The 15,980-nt window shown below is 70.1% G+C and carries 19 protein-coding genes; 12 read left to right on the top strand and 7 right to left on the bottom strand.

Translation table 11 applies throughout. The annotated features are described in order from the left end of the window. A partial coding sequence (locus VFF46_RS32975; RefSeq protein ID WP_325041155.1) for a hypothetical protein occupies positions 1-823 on the bottom strand: 823 nt, incomplete at its 3' end. Positions 824-980: 157 nt separating this feature from the next. Between VFF46_RS32975 and VFF46_RS32970 the strand changes: the two genes are divergently transcribed. Beyond that, a complete protein-coding gene (locus tag VFF46_RS32970) occupies positions 981-1,529 on the top strand; it encodes a hypothetical protein (RefSeq protein ID WP_325041154.1) in 549 nt (182 codons plus the stop codon). A 91-nt stretch (positions 1,530-1,620) separates the two neighbouring features. On the opposite strand, the gene VFF46_RS32965 is transcribed toward VFF46_RS32970, so the two are convergent. Next, a complete protein-coding gene (locus VFF46_RS32965; protein WP_325041153.1) occupies positions 1,621-1,869 on the bottom strand; it encodes a helix-turn-helix domain-containing protein in 249 nt (82 codons plus the stop codon). 150 nt (positions 1,870-2,019) lie between these two features. On the opposite strand from VFF46_RS32965, the gene VFF46_RS32960 reads away from it, so the two are divergent. From VFF46_RS32960 to VFF46_RS32940, 5 genes are all read left to right on the top strand, one after another. Next, on the top strand, positions 2,020-2,697 hold the full coding sequence (locus VFF46_RS32960) for an SAF domain-containing protein (RefSeq protein ID WP_325041152.1): 678 nt from the start codon (positions 2,020-2,022) through the stop codon (positions 2,695-2,697). Further along, positions 2,697-3,974 (top strand): AAA family ATPase, encoded by a 1,278-nt coding sequence (locus VFF46_RS32955; protein ID WP_325041151.1) that lies wholly within the window; start codon positions 2,697-2,699, stop codon positions 3,972-3,974. The genes VFF46_RS32960 and VFF46_RS32955 overlap by 1 nt, the downstream gene beginning before the upstream one ends. Positions 3,975-4,039: 65 nt before the next feature. Beyond that, positions 4,040-4,834, top strand: coding sequence for a DUF4097 family beta strand repeat-containing protein (locus tag VFF46_RS32950; protein ID WP_325041150.1), 795 nt, complete (start codon positions 4,040-4,042; stop codon positions 4,832-4,834). Between the two features lie 65 nt (positions 4,835-4,899). Further along, positions 4,900-5,544, top strand: a complete 645-nt coding sequence (locus VFF46_RS32945; RefSeq protein ID WP_325041149.1) for an HAD family phosphatase — start codon at positions 4,900-4,902, stop codon at positions 5,542-5,544. Positions 5,545-5,546: 2 nt separating this feature from the next. Then, complete coding sequence (locus VFF46_RS32940; protein ID WP_325041148.1) at positions 5,547-6,779, top strand: glycosyltransferase 87 family protein; 1,233 nt, start codon at positions 5,547-5,549, stop codon at positions 6,777-6,779. Here the strand turns inward: VFF46_RS32940 and VFF46_RS32935 are convergent. Further along, the gene (locus VFF46_RS32935) at positions 6,740-8,056 is read right to left on the bottom strand and encodes a hypothetical protein (protein ID WP_325041156.1); all 1,317 of its coding nucleotides are present in this window, start codon (positions 8,054-8,056) and stop codon (positions 6,740-6,742) included. The genes VFF46_RS32940 and VFF46_RS32935 overlap by 40 nt on opposite strands. Next, complete coding sequence (locus tag VFF46_RS32930) at positions 8,056-8,523, bottom strand: cupredoxin domain-containing protein (RefSeq protein ID WP_325041147.1); 468 nt, start codon at positions 8,521-8,523, stop codon at positions 8,056-8,058. The genes VFF46_RS32935 and VFF46_RS32930 overlap by 1 nt, the downstream gene beginning before the upstream one ends. 167 nt (positions 8,524-8,690) lie before the next feature. Here VFF46_RS32930 and VFF46_RS32925 point away from each other — a divergent pair, with 167 nt between their 5' ends. From VFF46_RS32925 to VFF46_RS32900, 6 genes are all read left to right on the top strand, one after another. Beyond that, the gene (locus VFF46_RS32925; RefSeq protein WP_325041146.1) at positions 8,691-10,172 is read left to right on the top strand and encodes a wax ester/triacylglycerol synthase family O-acyltransferase; all 1,482 of its coding nucleotides are present in this window, start codon (positions 8,691-8,693) and stop codon (positions 10,170-10,172) included. Continuing rightward, on the top strand, positions 10,169-10,693 hold the full coding sequence (locus VFF46_RS32920) for a DUF6912 family protein (RefSeq protein ID WP_325041145.1): 525 nt from the start codon (positions 10,169-10,171) through the stop codon (positions 10,691-10,693). The genes VFF46_RS32925 and VFF46_RS32920 overlap by 4 nt, the downstream gene beginning before the upstream one ends. Before the next feature lie 7 nt (positions 10,694-10,700). Continuing rightward, the gene (locus VFF46_RS32915; protein ID WP_325041144.1) at positions 10,701-11,624 is read left to right on the top strand and encodes a Ku protein; all 924 of its coding nucleotides are present in this window, start codon (positions 10,701-10,703) and stop codon (positions 11,622-11,624) included. Beyond that, positions 11,621-12,103, top strand: coding sequence for a VOC family protein (locus VFF46_RS32910; protein WP_325041143.1), 483 nt, complete (start codon positions 11,621-11,623; stop codon positions 12,101-12,103). The genes VFF46_RS32915 and VFF46_RS32910 overlap by 4 nt, the downstream gene beginning before the upstream one ends. A gap of 118 nt (positions 12,104-12,221) precedes the next feature. Then, complete coding sequence (pruA, locus tag VFF46_RS32905; RefSeq protein ID WP_325041142.1) at positions 12,222-13,850, top strand: L-glutamate gamma-semialdehyde dehydrogenase; 1,629 nt, start codon at positions 12,222-12,224, stop codon at positions 13,848-13,850. A 33-nt stretch (positions 13,851-13,883) separates the two neighbouring features. Further along, complete coding sequence (locus tag VFF46_RS32900; protein WP_325041141.1) at positions 13,884-14,546, top strand: hypothetical protein; 663 nt, start codon at positions 13,884-13,886, stop codon at positions 14,544-14,546. Here the strand turns inward: VFF46_RS32900 and VFF46_RS32895 are convergent. The 3 genes from VFF46_RS32895 to VFF46_RS32885 form a co-directional block, all read right to left on the bottom strand. Next, positions 14,530-14,733, bottom strand: a complete 204-nt coding sequence (locus VFF46_RS32895) for a hypothetical protein (RefSeq protein WP_325041140.1) — start codon at positions 14,731-14,733, stop codon at positions 14,530-14,532. The two genes, VFF46_RS32900 and VFF46_RS32895, sit on opposite strands and share 17 nt — an antisense overlap. A 77-nt stretch (positions 14,734-14,810) precedes the next feature. Then, positions 14,811-15,302: a DUF2505 domain-containing protein gene (locus VFF46_RS32890; RefSeq protein WP_325041139.1), complete on the bottom strand. Its 492-nt coding sequence runs from the start codon at positions 15,300-15,302 to the stop codon at positions 14,811-14,813. A 39-nt stretch (positions 15,303-15,341) separates the two neighbouring features. Then, positions 15,342-15,980, bottom strand: a 639-nt coding sequence (locus VFF46_RS32885) for a hypothetical protein (RefSeq protein ID WP_325041138.1), incomplete at its 5' end; no start/stop codon positions are given.

Raw genomic sequence — 15,980 nt, 5'->3', positions numbered from 1 at the left:
GGGTTGTGGGGTTGCCGGGGGTGGTCGGCGTGGCTGCGCGGGTGTGGTGGCCTGGGGTGGTGGGGCCGACTTGGAGGTTCGAGGGAGGTTCGGTGGTGCGGTAGTTGTCGGTGGGTTGGGAGGCGCCGGCGTCGAGGGTTGAGGCTTGCTCGGTTGAGGGCTGGGTGGGGTGTTGGGGTGTGGTGCCGCCGATTTCCAGGGTGGAGGCGGTTTCGGTGGCTCGGTAGTCGGACTGGTGGGTGGCGGTGATCTCGAGGTTCGAGCGTTGTTCGGTGGCGCGGTAGGTGCCTTCGCGGGGTGTGGTGGCGCCGACGTCGAGGGAGGAGGCGGTCTCGGTGGTGCGGTAGGTGCGTTGCTGGGGTTCGGTGCCGGTGATGTTGAGGGTGGAGGCTGCCTCGGTGGTGCGGTAGTTGGTTTGTTGGGTGGTGAAGTGCGGGTCGGACTGGGCTGCGTGGCGGACGTGGGCCGAGTCGGTGGGGGCTGCGTGGGCTACGCCGACGGTGAGGGGCGTGACGGCGGCGACGCCCAGGCCGGAGCGGAGGAGGGCTCGGGCGGTTTTCGTGGTGATGCGGCCGGCGACCGCGCCCGCGAGTGCGCCGACGACGCCGGGGACCTGCTCGAGGACGGTCAGTACGACGGCCAGCGCGAGCCAGATGTACGCGATCCAGGCGATCGTCCCGACCGCGAGCACGGTCAGCGAGTCCAGGTCGTACGTCCGCAGGCCGCTGACCGAACCGGCGGTCATCCAGCGCAGCAGCAAGCCCAGCCCGGCCAGTGCGAGCAGCGCGAGCGTGCCTTTGAGCGTCCGGATCATCGCGTTCATCCCGCTTCGCCCCTGACCTATGAGTTTGCTTTAGTTTGCTTTGGCTTGACCACTATAGACCGGTAATGGGACGCCTTAGCAAGTCCTTGACGTACGCTGCGTCGGTTTCCGCTGCGCAGGGTGAACGGCGGCACCCGGGACCGGTAGGTTCACGGTCATGCGGTGGGATGCGTTGTTCGCGGACCTGGAGTCGCAGTTCGAGGCGCTCCAGGAGGGAGATCTGTACGGCGAAGTGGCCGACCGGATCCGGGCCGAGGTCGGGAAGATCACCGTGCTGGATCGCCTGCGCGGCGCGGTGGACACGGTCGTCCGCGTGGAGGTGAACGACGCGGATCCGGTACGCGGGCTGCTCAGCCGGGTCGGGAAGGACTGCCTGCTGATCGAGACCGAGCGCTACGAGGAGTGGTTGATCCCGGTCGAGGCGCTGGTCGCCGTACACCGGCTGGGCCCGTGGGCGGAGCCGGCCGTCGGTGCCGTCGAGGGCAAGCTCGGTCTGGCGCATCTGCTGCGGGGGATCGCCCGTGATCGGTCGCCGGTCACGCTGTTCTGCTCAGGCGGCGGTCCGGTGACCGGCACGATCGACCGGGTCGGAGCCGACTTCCTCGAGATCGCGGAGCACCCGCTCGACGCGCCACGCCGCCGTACCGAGGTCTACAACGTGCGTTTGGTCCCCACCCACGCCCTCCGCGCCCTTCGCCGCCGCTGACCGGAGAAGGTCTGCGCAGGCGGGAGCCGCTCCGCACACGTGCGCCCATTCCGAGGCACCCGGCGCCAGCCCGCCGGGTCTTAGGCGAGGGCTACAGGTGGGCGTCTTCGGAGGCGTCTGCTTCTTCGCCGAAGGGATGGGTGTCGATGAACTGCTTGGTCTCGGTGTAGAGGCGCTCGATGTACTTCTCCAGCTCCGCGGCCTCCACCCGCCACTGACCGCGGCCGCCGATCTTCACGGCGGGGATGTCGCCGCGCCGGACCAGCGCATACACCTGGTTGGCGGAGATGTTCAGGACCTCGGCGACGTCGGCAAGCTGGAGGAAACGGGGACCCGGCATCGTCGTACTCCTTCACATAGTGGCTGGTTCCTTCAGTTTGCCACGGTTGGCGAGTGGATGGCCGAGTTTGTCCCCAGGCCATGACAGCCTGTGGATGACCGTTCACGGCCGGCTCGGCGACCAGGCAGAATGTCCGCCGACAGGCGATCCATGGACTGGGGAGACGACGTGGTCGACACACAGGTGCGCAGCGGGTTCGGGGCACCGGCTGCTCCGGCGCAACGCAACCGCAAGGCGCGATGGAAGGACGGCCGCCTGGTGCTCGGCGTCCTGCTCGTCGCGGTGACCGCGTTGGCCGGTGCCAAGCTGCTGTCGTCGGCGGACGACACGACCACGGTCTGGGCGGCCAAGCACGAGCTGCGCGTGGGCAGCCCGCTGACCGACGACGACCTGACCACGGTCCGGGTGCGCTTTACCAGCAGCAACGACTCGGGGCGGTACCTGTCGGCCGACGCGGACCTGAAGGGCCTGGTCGTCGGCCGCGCGGTCGGCCAGGGCGAGTTCGTCCCGAAGGACGCCGCGGTGCCGAAGTCCGACCGGGACCGTACCGAGCTGCCGCTGTCGGTCGCGACCGGCCACCTGCCGCCGGACCTCGCGGTCGGTGACGTCGTCGACGTCTGGGTGGTGCCCAAGGAGGAAGGCCGCCCGGCGTCCCAGCTGTGGACCGGGGTCCGGGTGCTGCAGGTCGACTCGGTGAAGGGGGTGGCCGGCGGTTCGGCGCGACGGCAGGTGACGATCGACCTGGCGTCGGCCGACCTGAGCCGGATGGGGTCGTCGCTGGCCGCGATCGGCGCCGGTGAGCCGACCCTGGTCCGGAAGGCCGGCTGATGTCGATACCGGTGCTGCTGGCCGTCACGGGTGCCGCGTGGGAGGCCGATGTCGTACGGCGGACCGAGCACGCGCCGGGGATCCGGGTCGTCCGGCGCTGTGTGGACATCGCCGACGTGATGGCCGCGGCCGCCAGCGGGCAGGCGCGTGCGGTGCTGGTCGCGGACGCGATGGCCCGGCTGTCGTCGGACGCGGTCGCGGCGCTGCACTCGCGGGGCATCGTCGTGCTGGCCCTGGTCGATCCGCTGGAAACCGGTGCGCCGTTCGGTGCCGAGGACCGGCTGGCCCGGATGGGGATCGAGCGGATCCTGCCTGCCGACGTCAGCCCGGCGGACCTCGGTCGCGCGGTGGCGGACGCGGTGGAGTCCGGCCCGCCGGTCGCCCGTTCGCACTTCGCGGGCGGGTTCGTGCCGCTCACCCCGGAGGACGCGGCGAATCCCCGGCCCCCGGCGTTCCCGCAGGGCACCGGCCGGGTGATCGCGGTGTGGGGCCCGACCGGCGCTCCCGGCCGTACGACGGTCGCCGTCAACCTGGCCACCGAGCTGTCGCTGCGTGGCGTGCCGACGCTGCTTGCGGACGCGGATGTGTACGGCGGGACCGTGGCGCAGATGCTCGGCATGCTCGACGAGACCTCCGGCCTGGCCGCCGCCGCCCGCTCGGCGTCGAACGGCTCGCTCGACACGGTGATGCTGGCCCGGCACACCCGCGAGCTGAATCCGCACCTCCTGGTGCTGTCCGGCCTCAGCCGCGCCGACCGCTGGACCGAGCTGCGGCCCGCGGCGGTCGAGTCGATCTGGGCGACGGCGCGGACCCTGGCGCCGCTGACCGTGGTCGACGCCGGCTTCTGTATCGAGACCGACGAGGAGATCTCGTTCGACTCGCTGGCCCCGCGCCGCAACGGCGCGACCGTGTCGACGCTCGAGGAGGCCGACGAGGTGATCGTCGTCGGTACGGCGGACCCGGTCGGCCTGACCCGGCTGATCCGGGCCGTCCACGAGGTGCGCGCCGTCGTACCGTCGGTCGGCGTCCGCGTGGTGGTCAACCGGCTCCGCTCCGGCGCGCTCGGCGGCTCACCGGGCGACGCCGCGATGGACGCCCTGCGGCAGTACGCCGGGATCGATCGCGCGGTCCTCCTGCCGTACGACCTGAACGCGACGGACGCCGCGATCGTGCACGGGCGCAGCCTGGCCGAGGCGGCGAATTCGAGCAAGCTCCGCAAGGCGTTCCAGCAACTGGCCGCCGAGGTCGCGGAGGCGTTCCACACAGTGCCGGCCTGAAGCTCAGGGTCGATCCGGGGGAGATCCCGACCCACAGCAGGGCCGCGACCTGACAGGGTTGAGGTATGTCTGACGTCCAGAGCCGTCCACGGGGCACGATGAGTACCGAGCGGCGGTACGGGATCGCGATCTCGGTCGCCCTGATCCTCGGCGGCACGTACTGGGCACTCACCGGCCTGACCGACGGCACGAAGACCGGTCAGAGCAGCTACCCAGTGCAGGGCACCGAGCTGACCGTGAAGAGCGCGTCCGCGAACGTCGAGGTCCGGCCCGGCGACGGCACCGAGGTCAAGGTCGAGCGGCAGTTCGAGCGGAACGTGTTCGGCTCGGACCCGAAGGACAGCTACGACGCGAACGCGGGCCGGCTCGAGCTGGACAGCGGCGGCTGCGGGTTCCTCTCGTTCGGCTGCAAGACGAGCTACGTGCTGACCGTCCCGCGGAACGTGAAGCTGAACCTGGACGGCAGCAGCGGCCACGTCACGGTGTCCGGGCTCGAGGCCGGCGCGGACCTCAAGACCAGCTCGGGCGGTATCGAGGTGCACGACGTCACCGGTCCGCTCGACCTGCGTTCGAGCTCCGGCAGCCTGGACGCGGACGGGCTGGCCTCGACGGCGGTGTCGGCGCACAGCAGTTCGGGCAGCATGACGCTCGGGTTCGCCGCGGTGCCGCAGTCGATCGACGCGAAGGCGAGTTCGGGCGACGTGTCGATCGAGCTGCCGCCCGGCGACACGGCGTACAAGCTCGAGACCGACACGTCCTCCGGCGACCGGTCGGCGAACGTGAAGAGCGACCCGGGTGCCACCCGGACGATCACCGCGCGGACCTCCTCGGGCGATGTCAGCATCGAATACACCCACTGACCACACCGCGTGAGATCGAGGGTCGGGAGGGTGAGCGAGCCGACGGCCTGAGTAGGCTGGCCGCCATGGTCGAGGTGCGTGGTCTGCTGGTGGACTGGGGCGGCGTCCTCACCTCCGGGCTCGAGCCGGCGCTGCGCCGCTGGGCGGAGCTGGACGACTTCGACTTCGACTCGTACCTCGAGGCGGTCATGAAATGGCTGCCGTCCGAGAACGTGACCGCCGAGCTGAACCCGGTGCACGCGCTGGAGCGCGGCCAGATCGCGGTTCCCGACTTCGAGCGCAAGCTCGCCTCGCTGCTGGTCCGCCGCGACGGTACGCCGGTGCCCTCCGAGGGGCTGATCGAGCGGATGTTCGCGCACTTCGAGCACCAGCCCGCGATGGCCGCGCTGGTCCGCCGGGTGCACCAGCGCGGGATCCGGACCGCGCTGCTGTCGAACTCCTGGGGCAACACCTACCCGCGCGACACCTGGGACGGGATGTTCGACGACATCGTGATCTCCGGCGAGGTCGGGCTGCGCAAGCCCGAACCGGAGATCTTCCGGCTGGCCGCTGGCCGGCTGGACCTGGAGCCTTCCGAGTGTGTGTTCGTCGACGACCTGCAGCTGAACGTCGACGGCGCCCGGGCGGTCGGGATGACCGCGATTCTTCACACCGAGTACGACGAGACCCGGCGAGCGCTGGAAGACCTGTTCGGAGCCGACCTGACGTGACCGTGACCACCCCTGCCTCCTCCCCGACCCGCCCCGCCGGCCGCCGCGGCATCGTCGTCGCGGTCGCCGCCTGCGCCGCGCTCGTCGCGCTCGGCGCCTGGATCATGCACCTGTACGGCGGGATGATCGACCTGCGCGTCTACCGGATGGGCGGCTCGGTGCTGCTGCACGGCGGCTCGCTGTACGACGCGAAACTGCCCGGCGGGTCGAACCTCCCGTTCACGTACCCGCCGTTCTCGGCGATCGTGATGGTCCCGCTGGCCGCCGTACCGTGGGGCGTCGCGCTGGTCGCCTGGACGACGCTCTCGGTGCTGTGCATCACCGCGCTGTGGCGGATCAGCCTGACCAAGACGTTCTGGTCGTTCGTGACGCAGCGGAAGCGGACCGCGGTACTGGTCGCGCTGACGGCCCTGTCGCTGCTGCTCGAGCCGGTCTGGCAGACGATCCAGTTCGGCCAGATCAACCTGTTGCTGACCGCAATGATCCTGCTGGACCTGGTGCGCCCGAAGGACGCCCGGCTGCGTGGGTTCTGGGTCGGGGTGACGATCGGCGTCAAGCTCACCCCGCTGCCGTTCCTGGCGCTGCTCGTGGTGACGAAGCAGTGGCGGGCGCTGCGGAACGCGGTGTTCGGGCTGCTGGCGACGATGGCGGTCGGGTTCGCGATCGTGCCCCACCAGTCCTGGCACTACTGGACCAAGGTGATCCTGGACGCGAACCGGGTCGGCGGGATCGCGTACACCGGCAACCAGTCGTTCAACGGCTTCCTGCACCGGATCGGCAACCAGGCGAGCTGGGTGCAGCCGACCTGGTTCGTGCTGTCGGCCGTGTTCGGGCTGGTGGTGCTGTGGCTGGCCCGGAAGTACTGGCTCGCGGACGAGCGGGTGACCGCGATCTCGGTGATGGCGCTCGCGGTCCTGTACGCGTCCCCGATCTCGTGGAGCCACCACTGGGTGTGGATCATCCCGCTCGGCGTCAGCCTGATCCGCGGCGTGAACCGTGTCTGGGGCCTGAACCCGGCGGCGGTCACCGGCGTGCTGTTCTACGGCCTGTTCGTGCTGCGCTCGATCTGGTGGGTCCCGTACCGCGACGACCGCGAACTGAGCTGGACCTTCTGGCAGGCCATCCCCGGCAACTCGCACCTGATCGTCGGCATGATCGCCTTCGTCCTGCTGGTGATCACCAGCCGCGGGCTCCCTCAGGAGGAGAAGAGCAGCAGCAAGCCCGCGCAGGTGTAACCCACCATCACGACCAGCAGCGGGAGCTGGCCGGCGAGCGCCCTGGCGCGCGGGAAGAGCGCGACCGCGCGGTCGTGGGCGGAGACGACGCCGAGCAGGTGGCCGCAGACGACGGCGGCGACCTGGATGACGGCGATCAGCGTGCTGTGGTTGGTGATGCCGGTGTCCACCGCGAGCAGGCCGGTGCCGAAGATGTTGGCCCCGTTGCTCAGCGGGTCGCTCAGGTAGATCAGCGTCCGCTGGCCCTCCAGGATGAACAGCGTCAGGTAGTGGGCCACGACGTACCCGAAGGCGATCGGTACGACGGAGTGCGCGAACAGGCCCGGTAGCGCCGTACGGGAGCTGTCCGAGAGGCGGCCCGCGAGGACCGTCGCGCCGGAGTACGTGGCCAGCACGACCAGGATGAAGATGATCAGCGCGCCGGTGCCGAGCCAGGTCATCGAGATGTTCTGGTTCTGCGCCCAGCCGATCCAGGTGGACGAGTTCGAGAATCCGTCGTACGCCGTGGAGCCGAGCAGCGCGGCGACCATCCCGACCAGCCCGGGCTGCGGCTTCAGCCCGTCGAGGTTCTCCAGCGGGCGCCGGACCACGAGCGCACCGTCGGTACGGCGGCCCCACGGTGACAGCCGCGCCATCAACGACGCGTACACCTCGAACGGGTCGCCCTGCGCGAACCACCGGTCGCCGAACAGGATCGCCCCGAACATCGTGATCACGACGTACAGCGCGATCCAGGCCTGCAGCACCGGGATCGTGGCGCGGTCCGGGGCGACCAGCTCGAGCCAGGTGAACGCGAAGATGCCGAGCGCGGCCGGCCACAGGCCCGCCCAGCGCGGCAGCTCCAGCAGCCCCTTCGACGGCGGCTGGCGGAGCAGCTTGGACAGCAGCAGGTGGACGGTACGCAGCGGGTTCAGCGTCCGCCAGACCGGGCCGAGCAGGATCGAGATCGGGACCAGCCCGACCCAGACCAGGATGTAGATGAAGCCGAAGATCGGGTTCGTCAGCCGGTCCACGCCGAAGATCAGCGACACCATCGCGTACAGGAAGATCGCCAGCCCGACCAGCCGCACGACCCAGCGGAACCAGCCGGCGTCGACGGTCCGGGTGATTGCGGCGGGCAACGGCTTCCCGGACGCGTTCCCGCGGTACTTCGGACTCCGCCAGGCGAGGCCCAGGACGACGAACGACACCGCGACCGCGACCGCCGCACCGGCGACCGCCATCCCGAAGGGGATCGGCAGATCCTGCCGCCCGCCGATCCCGTGCAGCGGAAGCATCACGAAACGACGAGTTTGGCGACCAGTTTGCCGCTCTTGTGGGTCTCGACCTCGAAGGTGCCCTTCATGTTCGCGGTGAACTTCACCGACGCGGTCTTGCCCGGGGTGAGCTCGAGCATCTTGTCGTACCCGTGGATGTGCAGCTCCTCGGCGGCGTCGCTGGTCGCGCTGACGAGGACGGTCTGGCCGGCCTTCACGTTGATGGTCGCGCCGGACGGGTTCACCTTGCCGTTGGCAACGGTGACGTCGATCGTTACGTCGGCCTGCTGAGTGGACGGGGAGCCGGTGTTCGGCGCGCCCGGGGTCGGCGTGTTCGCCGGGAGGCTGGAGGTCGGCGTACCGGAGGCGCTCGGCGACGGGGTGTTGCCGCCGCTGGTGCTGTTACCTCCGCCGCAGCCGGCCAGCACCAGCATGCCGAGGGTGGGCAGAAGCGCGGTGGCAGCACCGCGGGTGAGCGTCGAACGCATCGGACCAGGAGCCTTTCACGAGGTTGTTCTCAGGGCGCGGGACACACCCTCTTGCCTGACGAACACGAATAGCTCAGTGTTCCCGTACGGCCAGTGTCGCAGCCCACTGTCCGTACCGGCCGCTAGGGTGACAAGACAGTAATCAGGCAGACAGAAAGGTGACCGAGATGCCGGACCGGCTGACGTCGCTCGACCTCACCTTTCTCAAGGCCGAGTCACCGGCCACCCCGATGCACGTCGGGACGGTCGACATCTTCGAGCCCCCCGTGCACGGCGACGAGGGGTTCGACTACGAGAGCCTGGTGGCGCTGATCCGGGACCGGATCGCCTACGTGCCGCGGTACCGGCAGCGCGTCCAGCAGATCCCCGGGCGGTTCGCCGGGCCGGTCTGGGTGGACGACGAGGAGTTCGACATCACGTTCCACGTCCGGCGCTCGGCGCTGCCCCGGCCGGGGACGCACGCGCAGCTGCTGGAGCTGGTCGCCCGGATCATGTCCCGGCGCCTGGACCGGGCCCGGCCGCTGTGGGAGATGTACCTGGTCGAGGGCCTGCAGGGCGACCGGTTCGCGATCATCGCGAAGTCCCATCAAGCGCTTGTCGACGGCAACAGCACGGTCGACATCGGCCAGGTCGTCCTGGACGCCACCGCCCAGCCGAACGAGACACCCACCGACACCTGGCAGCCGGAGCACCCGCCGTCCGCGCTGGAGCTGCTCGCCGGGGTGTTCGCCGACGCCACCCGGACCCCGACCGCCGTGCTGGAGCTGGCCCGCGCCGAGCTCGCCGGCCTGACCGGCGCCACGTCGGTCCGCGAGGTGCTCGGCGGCGTCGTCGGATCGCTGGTCGCGCAGCGGCACGCCCAGGAGAGCTCGCTGCACGTGAAGACGTCCGGCCAGCGCCGGTTCACCACGGTGCAGACCGACCTCGAGGACTACCGGACCATCCGCGCGGCGCACGGCGGCACGGTCAACGACGTGGTCCTGGCCGTGGTCGCGGGCGCGTTCAGGTCCTGGATGATGACCCGCGGCGAAGGCGTCGGGCCGACCCGGAGCGTCCGGGCGGTGGTTCCGGTCAGCATCCGCGACGACGAGGACGAGGAGCCGACCTCGCTCGGCTCCCGGGTGATCGCCTCCGCGGTGAACCTCCCGGTCGGGGAGAACTCGCCGGTCATGCGGCTGCACCAGATCTCGTACCAGACCAAGGTGCACAAGGACACCGGCCGCGCGGTCAGTGCCCGCTCGCTGGTCGGCATCGCCGGGTTCGCGCCGACCACGCTGCACGCGCTCGCCGCCCGGGTCGCGACCGCCACGGTCCGCCCGATCGACGACGTGGTGATCACCAACGTGCCGGGCCCGCAGTTCCCGCTGTACGCGCAGGGTGCTCCGATGCTCGCGTCGTACCCGGTGGTCCCGCTGATGCCCGGGCAGGGCCTCTCGGTCGGCGTCACGTCGTACGACGGCCAGGTGTACTACGGTCTGAACGCGGACCGCACCGCCATGCCGGACCTGGCCGTTTTCGCCCAATGTGTGACCGACGCACTGGACGAGTTGCTGGACACCACGCGGGGCAGCCGGAACCGGGCCCCCCGGGGCCGGAAGAAGCCTCGCAGCCCACAGAAGAACGCACAGTCCAAGAAGGCGGGTTCATGAGGGTCTACGTTCCGTCAACGCTGCGGCTGCTGAGCGCGGCGTGCAACGCCGGCGAGATCGGCCCGGCGCCGCTCACCGTGTACGCCGTGACGCCCGCGCTGCGGGAGTGGTACGCCGAGGGCGACGACGAGGAGCTGGAGTACGCCGCGATGGCGCAGGCGGCCCGTGCCTCGGTCGGACTGCTGGCGGCGGATCCGGGTACCAGCCGGAGGCGGGTGGTGATCTCGGCCGAGGTCAGCGCCGTACCGCCGGCGGACGGTTCGGTGGAGCTCGGTGACGCCCGGCTGGAGCTGCACGTGGTGATCCCGTGGCGCTCGGTGGCGTCCGTGCACCTGGACGCGCCGCAGGCGACCACGGTGATCGGGAAGGCCGTGGACCTCTGGGACGCGGCGCAGGCAGGAGACGACGACGCGGTGTTCGCCCTGGATTCGTGCGAGGGTGAAGACCTGATGTGGTACGCGACACAGGAGATCCCCGATCTGCTCGCGGCGGAGGGGCCGCGCGGCGGACAGCGCACATAGGGAGCTGATGGCGATGCAGGCGATCTGGAAGGGGGCCATCTCGTTCGGGATGGTGACGATCCCGATCAAGGTGTTCTCCGCGACCGAGGAGAAGGACATCTCGTTCCGTCAGGTGCACATCGCCGACGGGGGGCGGATCAAGTACAAGCGGATCTGCTCGATCGACGGCGAGGAGGTGCCGTACTCCGACATCGGCAAAGGGTACGAGATGCCCGACGGCCGGATGATCGTGCTGGACTCCGACGACTTCGCGGATCTGCCGCTGTCCAGCAAGAAGGTCATCGACGTGCTGGAGTTCGTGCCGGCCGACCAGGTCGACCCGCTGTACCTCGGCAAGTCGTACTACCTGGCCGCCGACGGCGGTCCGGGCGCGAAGCCGTACGTGCTGCTCCGGGACGCGCTCGAGGGCTCCGAGCTGTACGCGCTGGTCAAGGTCGCGCTGCGGTCCCGGGAGAGTCTCGGCCTGCTCCGGACCGTCGACGACGTTCTGGTGCTGCAGGTGATGCTCTGGCCGGACGAGATCCGCGACAAGGGGTTCGCGGCGCCGCCCGAGGACGTGGAGATCCGGTCCCAGGAGAAGGCGATGGCGTCGTCGTACATCGACACGCTGCGCGGCGAGTTCGACCCGGACCAGTACCACGACGAGTACCGCGTCGCGCTGGAGAAGGTCGTCGAGGCGAAGGCCGAGGGCGTGCCGCTGCCGGAGTCCGAGGAGGAGGAGACCGAGGGCGCCGAGGTGGTCGACCTGGTCGCCGCGCTGCGGGCGTCGGTCGAGGCTGCCAAGGCCCGGCGGGCCGGTGGTGGTTCGGAGGCGGCTCCGGCGAAGAAGGCGCCCGCCAAGAAGGTCGCCGCGGCCAAGAAGGCCCCGGCGAAGAAGGCCGCTGCCAAGAAGGCGCCGGCGAAGAAGACCGCGAAGAAGAAGTCCGCATGAGCGAGCGAAGCGAGCGACCAGAAGGCAGAGCCGAGCGCACCGACATCCCGACCGACATCTCCGAGATCCCGGTCGACCCGGCGCACCCGGTCGTGCAGCCCGGGGCGTACCTGATCGAGCTGATCCCGATGCCGGTCGCGGACATCGACCGGGCGAAGGCGTTCTACACCGACCAGGCCGGTTTCGTCTGCGACGTCGACATCACCCCGGCCGACGGCGTCCGGATCGTGCAGCTCACGCCGCCCGGTTCGTACTGCTCGATCTCGCTCTCGACCGGGCTGCCGCAGCTGGAGATGCAGCCCGGCTCGCAGCGCGGGCTGCACCTGGTCGTGAAGGACCTGGAGGCCGCCCGGCAGGAGCTGATCGGCCGCGGCGTGGAGGTCAGCGAGACGCAGGACCTGGGCGGGGTCTTCTACGCCTGGTTCGCGGACCCCGACGGCAACACCTGGGCGCTCCAGCACATGCCGTGGCGGAAGTGACACATCAGGCGCGTTCGTGGTTGACGGTGCTGGCGTGGCACCATGCTGGTGTCACGCCGGACCACCCGAACCCGGCGTGCCCAGTACGATCCACCACCTGATCGAGGAGTGCCGCAGCATGGATGCCGTGACCGCCGTACCGACGCCCGCCAACGAGCCGGTCAAGGGCTACGCGCCCGGGTCGGCCGAGCGAGCGAGCCTGGAGGCGAAGCTCAAGGACTTCACCGCGGCCGGGGCGATCGACCTGACCTGCACGATCGGCGGCGAGCAGAAGCTCGGCGGCGGCGCGCCGATCGAGGTCGTGCAGCCGCACCGGCACGCTGCCGTGCTCGGCACCCTCGGCAACGCCACCGAGGCGGACGGCCGGGCGGCCGTGGACGCGGCGCTGGCGGCCGCTCCGGCGTGGCGCTCGCTGTCGTTCGACGACCGCGCGGCGATCTTCCTGAAGGCGGCCGACCTGCTGTCCGGCCCGTGGCGCGACACGCTGAACGCGGCCACCATGCTCGGCCAGTCCAAAACCGTCCAGCAGGCCGAGATCGACGCCGCGTGCGAGCTGATCGACTTCCTCCGGTTCAACGTGGCGTTCGCGCGGCAGATCGTCAGCGACCAGCCGATCTCGTCGCCGGGCGTCTGGAACCGGGTGGACTACCGGCCGCTCGAGGGCTTCGTGTACGCGATCACCCCGTTCAACTTCACCGCGATCGCCGGCAACCTTCCGACCGCGCCCGCGCTGATGGGCAACACCGTGGTCTGGAAGCCGTCGCCGACGCAGCAGTTCGCGGCGCACTGGACGATGCGGCTGTTCGAGGCCGCGGGCCTGCCGGCCGGCGTGATCAACCTGGTCACCGGCGACGGCATCGAGGTCAGCAAGGCCGCACTCACGCATCCGGACCTGGCCGGGATCCATTTCACCGGGTCCACCAAGACGTTCCAGTCGCTGTGGGGGACGGTCGGCACGAACATCTCGGCGTACAAGACCTATCCGCGGCTGGTCGGCGAGACCGGCGGCAAGGACTTCATCCTCGCGCACCCGTCGGCGGACCCGGCGGTGCTGAAGACCGCGATGGTGCGCGGCGCGTTCGAGTACCAGGGGCAGAAGTGCTCGGCGGCGTCGCGTTCCTACGTCCCGCGCTCGGTGTGGAACCGGATCAAGGACGACATCGTCGCCGAGACCGAGTCGCTGACCATGGGCGACGTCACCGACCTGTCGAACTTCATCGGTGCGGTGATCGACGACCGTGCGTTCGCCAAGCACAAGGCGGCGCTGGACCGGGCCGCGGCGGTGGACGCGATCGATGTTGTTGCCGGTGGCACCTATGACGACAGCGAGGGGTACTTCGTCCGCCCGACGCTGCTGGTCTCCGGCGACCCGACCGACGAGATCTTCACCACGGAGTACTTCGGCCCGATCCTCGGCGTGCACGTGTACGACGACGCGGACTACTCGTCGGTGCTGCGCGAGATGGAGCACTCCGCGCCGTACGGGCTGACCGGTGCGGTGATCGCGCAGGACCGGCACGCGATCGCGGAGGCCGCGGAGTACCTGCGGTTCGCGGCCGGCAACTTCTACGTCAACGACAAGCCGACCGGCGCGGTGGTCGGCCAGCAGCCGTTCGGCGGCGCGCGGGCGTCCGGTACGAACGACAAGGCCGGCTCGATGTGGAACCTGATCCGTTGGGCCTCCCCGCGTTCGATGAAGGAGACCTTCACCCCACCGACCGACTACCGGTACCCCCACCAGGGCTGATATCCACTTGCGGTGCTGCCTAGGCTCGTTGGGGTGACCTTCGAGCCGGGGCAGCATGCGGATCATCGCGAGGTGGAGAAGGTACTGCGCGCCGCCGGGTGGACGCCCTGCGGCGCGGGGGACTGGGCGGTCGCCTTCCGCGCACCGGACGGTCGTTCCGCCGCCCGGGTGAGCCCCTTCGATCCGGCAGGCCCGTACACGGCCGCGCTGTACCGCGAGGCCGCACACACCGGACAGGTGCCGCGGCTGTTCGAGCACCGCCGGTTGGCAGGCGGCGGCGACCTACAGATCCTCGAGTGGCTGTCACCGGTCGCGGTGGAGGAGGCCGCGGAGTTCCATCGCGCGCTCGCGGCCGGGGAGGCTGTGGTCGCGGAGCTGGCGGACGTCGTACGGCGGGTCCACGAGCGCGGGCTCCGCGAGCTCCCGTGGTTCGCCCCGAAGCTCGACGACAACCCCGACAACATCATGCGTACCGCGGACGGCCGGCTGGTCGCGGCGGATCTGTTCAGCGCGGACGGGCCGAACCTCTACGCGACCGTGCTCGCCGACCCCGACCTCGTGGCCGCCCGGATCCCCGAGAGCGAACGCCGGTACCTGACCGAACTCCCGCTCACGAACACCGGCGCCTGGCCGGACGAAACCCGCCAGGCGATGCGCACCGGCCTCGCTGCCGCCGACGCTAGGCGGTGTGGTTGAGCTCCTGGGTGGGTGGGTCGACCAGGAGGGCGGAGCCGCACTTGGTGCAGATCCACTCGTCGGGCTCGTCGACGCGGTAGTCCGACGGCTCGATGCGTTCGAACGGCATCACGGTGGCGCAGAAGGCGCAGTACTGGGTGGCGTCGGGTGGGGTTCGGTCGCGCTTCTTGCGCAGGGAACTTCGCATCGGTACAGGTCACCTCCGGTGCAACGCTTCTTCTCAGGTTGCCACCGGAGGTGCCGCCGTCAGCGCAACGACACGGGTTACTTGCCGCTCCACTCGTGCCCGAGATCGTGCTCCTTCTGCAGCCCGTTGCGGATCGCGTCCACCACGAACGGCTCCATCTTCTTGCCGATCAGCGGTACGGCGACCTTGATGTCGAGGTCGATCGCCTGGACGGCCTGCGCGCCGTTCGCCGTGATCCGCGCCGTGCCCTTCAGCGTCACCGGGGTGTTGCTGATCTCGCCGGACACGTCCGCGGTCCGCGAGCCGTCCGCGGCGGCCGGGTGCCAGGTCTCGGTCTGTACGACGGTCAGCGTCTCGCCGACGAACTTGCGGGCCATGTCCGGGATGTCCTTGGCCTCCATCTTCCGGCTGACCCGGACCACGGTGTCGCCGCCGGACGTGCTGACCTTGACGTCGTACGACAGGGCCTTGGTCCGCTCGCAGGCCTGCTCGCGGAAGGCGGTGTCCGTCACGATCGCGAACACTTCCTCGGGGGTGGCGTCGTACGACGCCGACATCTTCAGCTCCATGCGGTCATCATGGCATCACCGGCCGGTCGCCGGGGCCGTTCACTCCGAGTTGAACCAGACCCAGACGTCCTCGACCGCCTCGACGCCGGCCGCGGTGAAGTCGCGCAGTACGAGGTCGCGGTTCGCCTGCAGCGCCTTGCCGTCACCGAGCACACCTTTCGCGACCAGGTCCCGGAACGCGCCGATCAACCGTTCCCGCGCGGTGCCGGTCATACCCGGGGCGTACGTGTCCGCGAGTACGTCGAGGGCGGCGTACGGCGCCTGCACGCTGTAGCCGTACTCGCGGCCCGGATCGTCACCGCTCGGCCCGTAGTCGTAGAACTCGGTGAACGTGATGCCCTTGTCCCGCGCGTCCGGGTCGAGTGTCAGCGAGAGCGTGAAGATGCAGTCGTTCGGCCGATGGACGCGGAGCAGGGTCTCGCGCCACGCCGACCCGTAGCTGCGGAACTCCACCCCGGCCTCGGTCAGCCAGCCGGCGACGCGGTCGCGTACCTTCATCGGCTGCCGCGGCGTCAGTTCACCGCGTTCGGCCAGCACCCGCAGAGCCGTGACGAGTGCGTCGTCCGGGCCGAGTCGTGGGTCGAGCGGACCGGCGCGATCCGTCAGCCAGGGCAGCAGCCGCGCGAGCTCGTCGTACTCGAACTGCAGCTGGTACAACGCGTCCTGCCCCCAACTCTC

The sequence above is a fragment of the Kribbella sp. genome (assembly GCF_035655035.1).
Classification (GTDB): domain Bacteria; phylum Actinomycetota; class Actinomycetes; order Propionibacteriales; family Kribbellaceae; genus Kribbella.
This window is presented reverse-complemented; position numbering and strand designations above follow the sequence as displayed.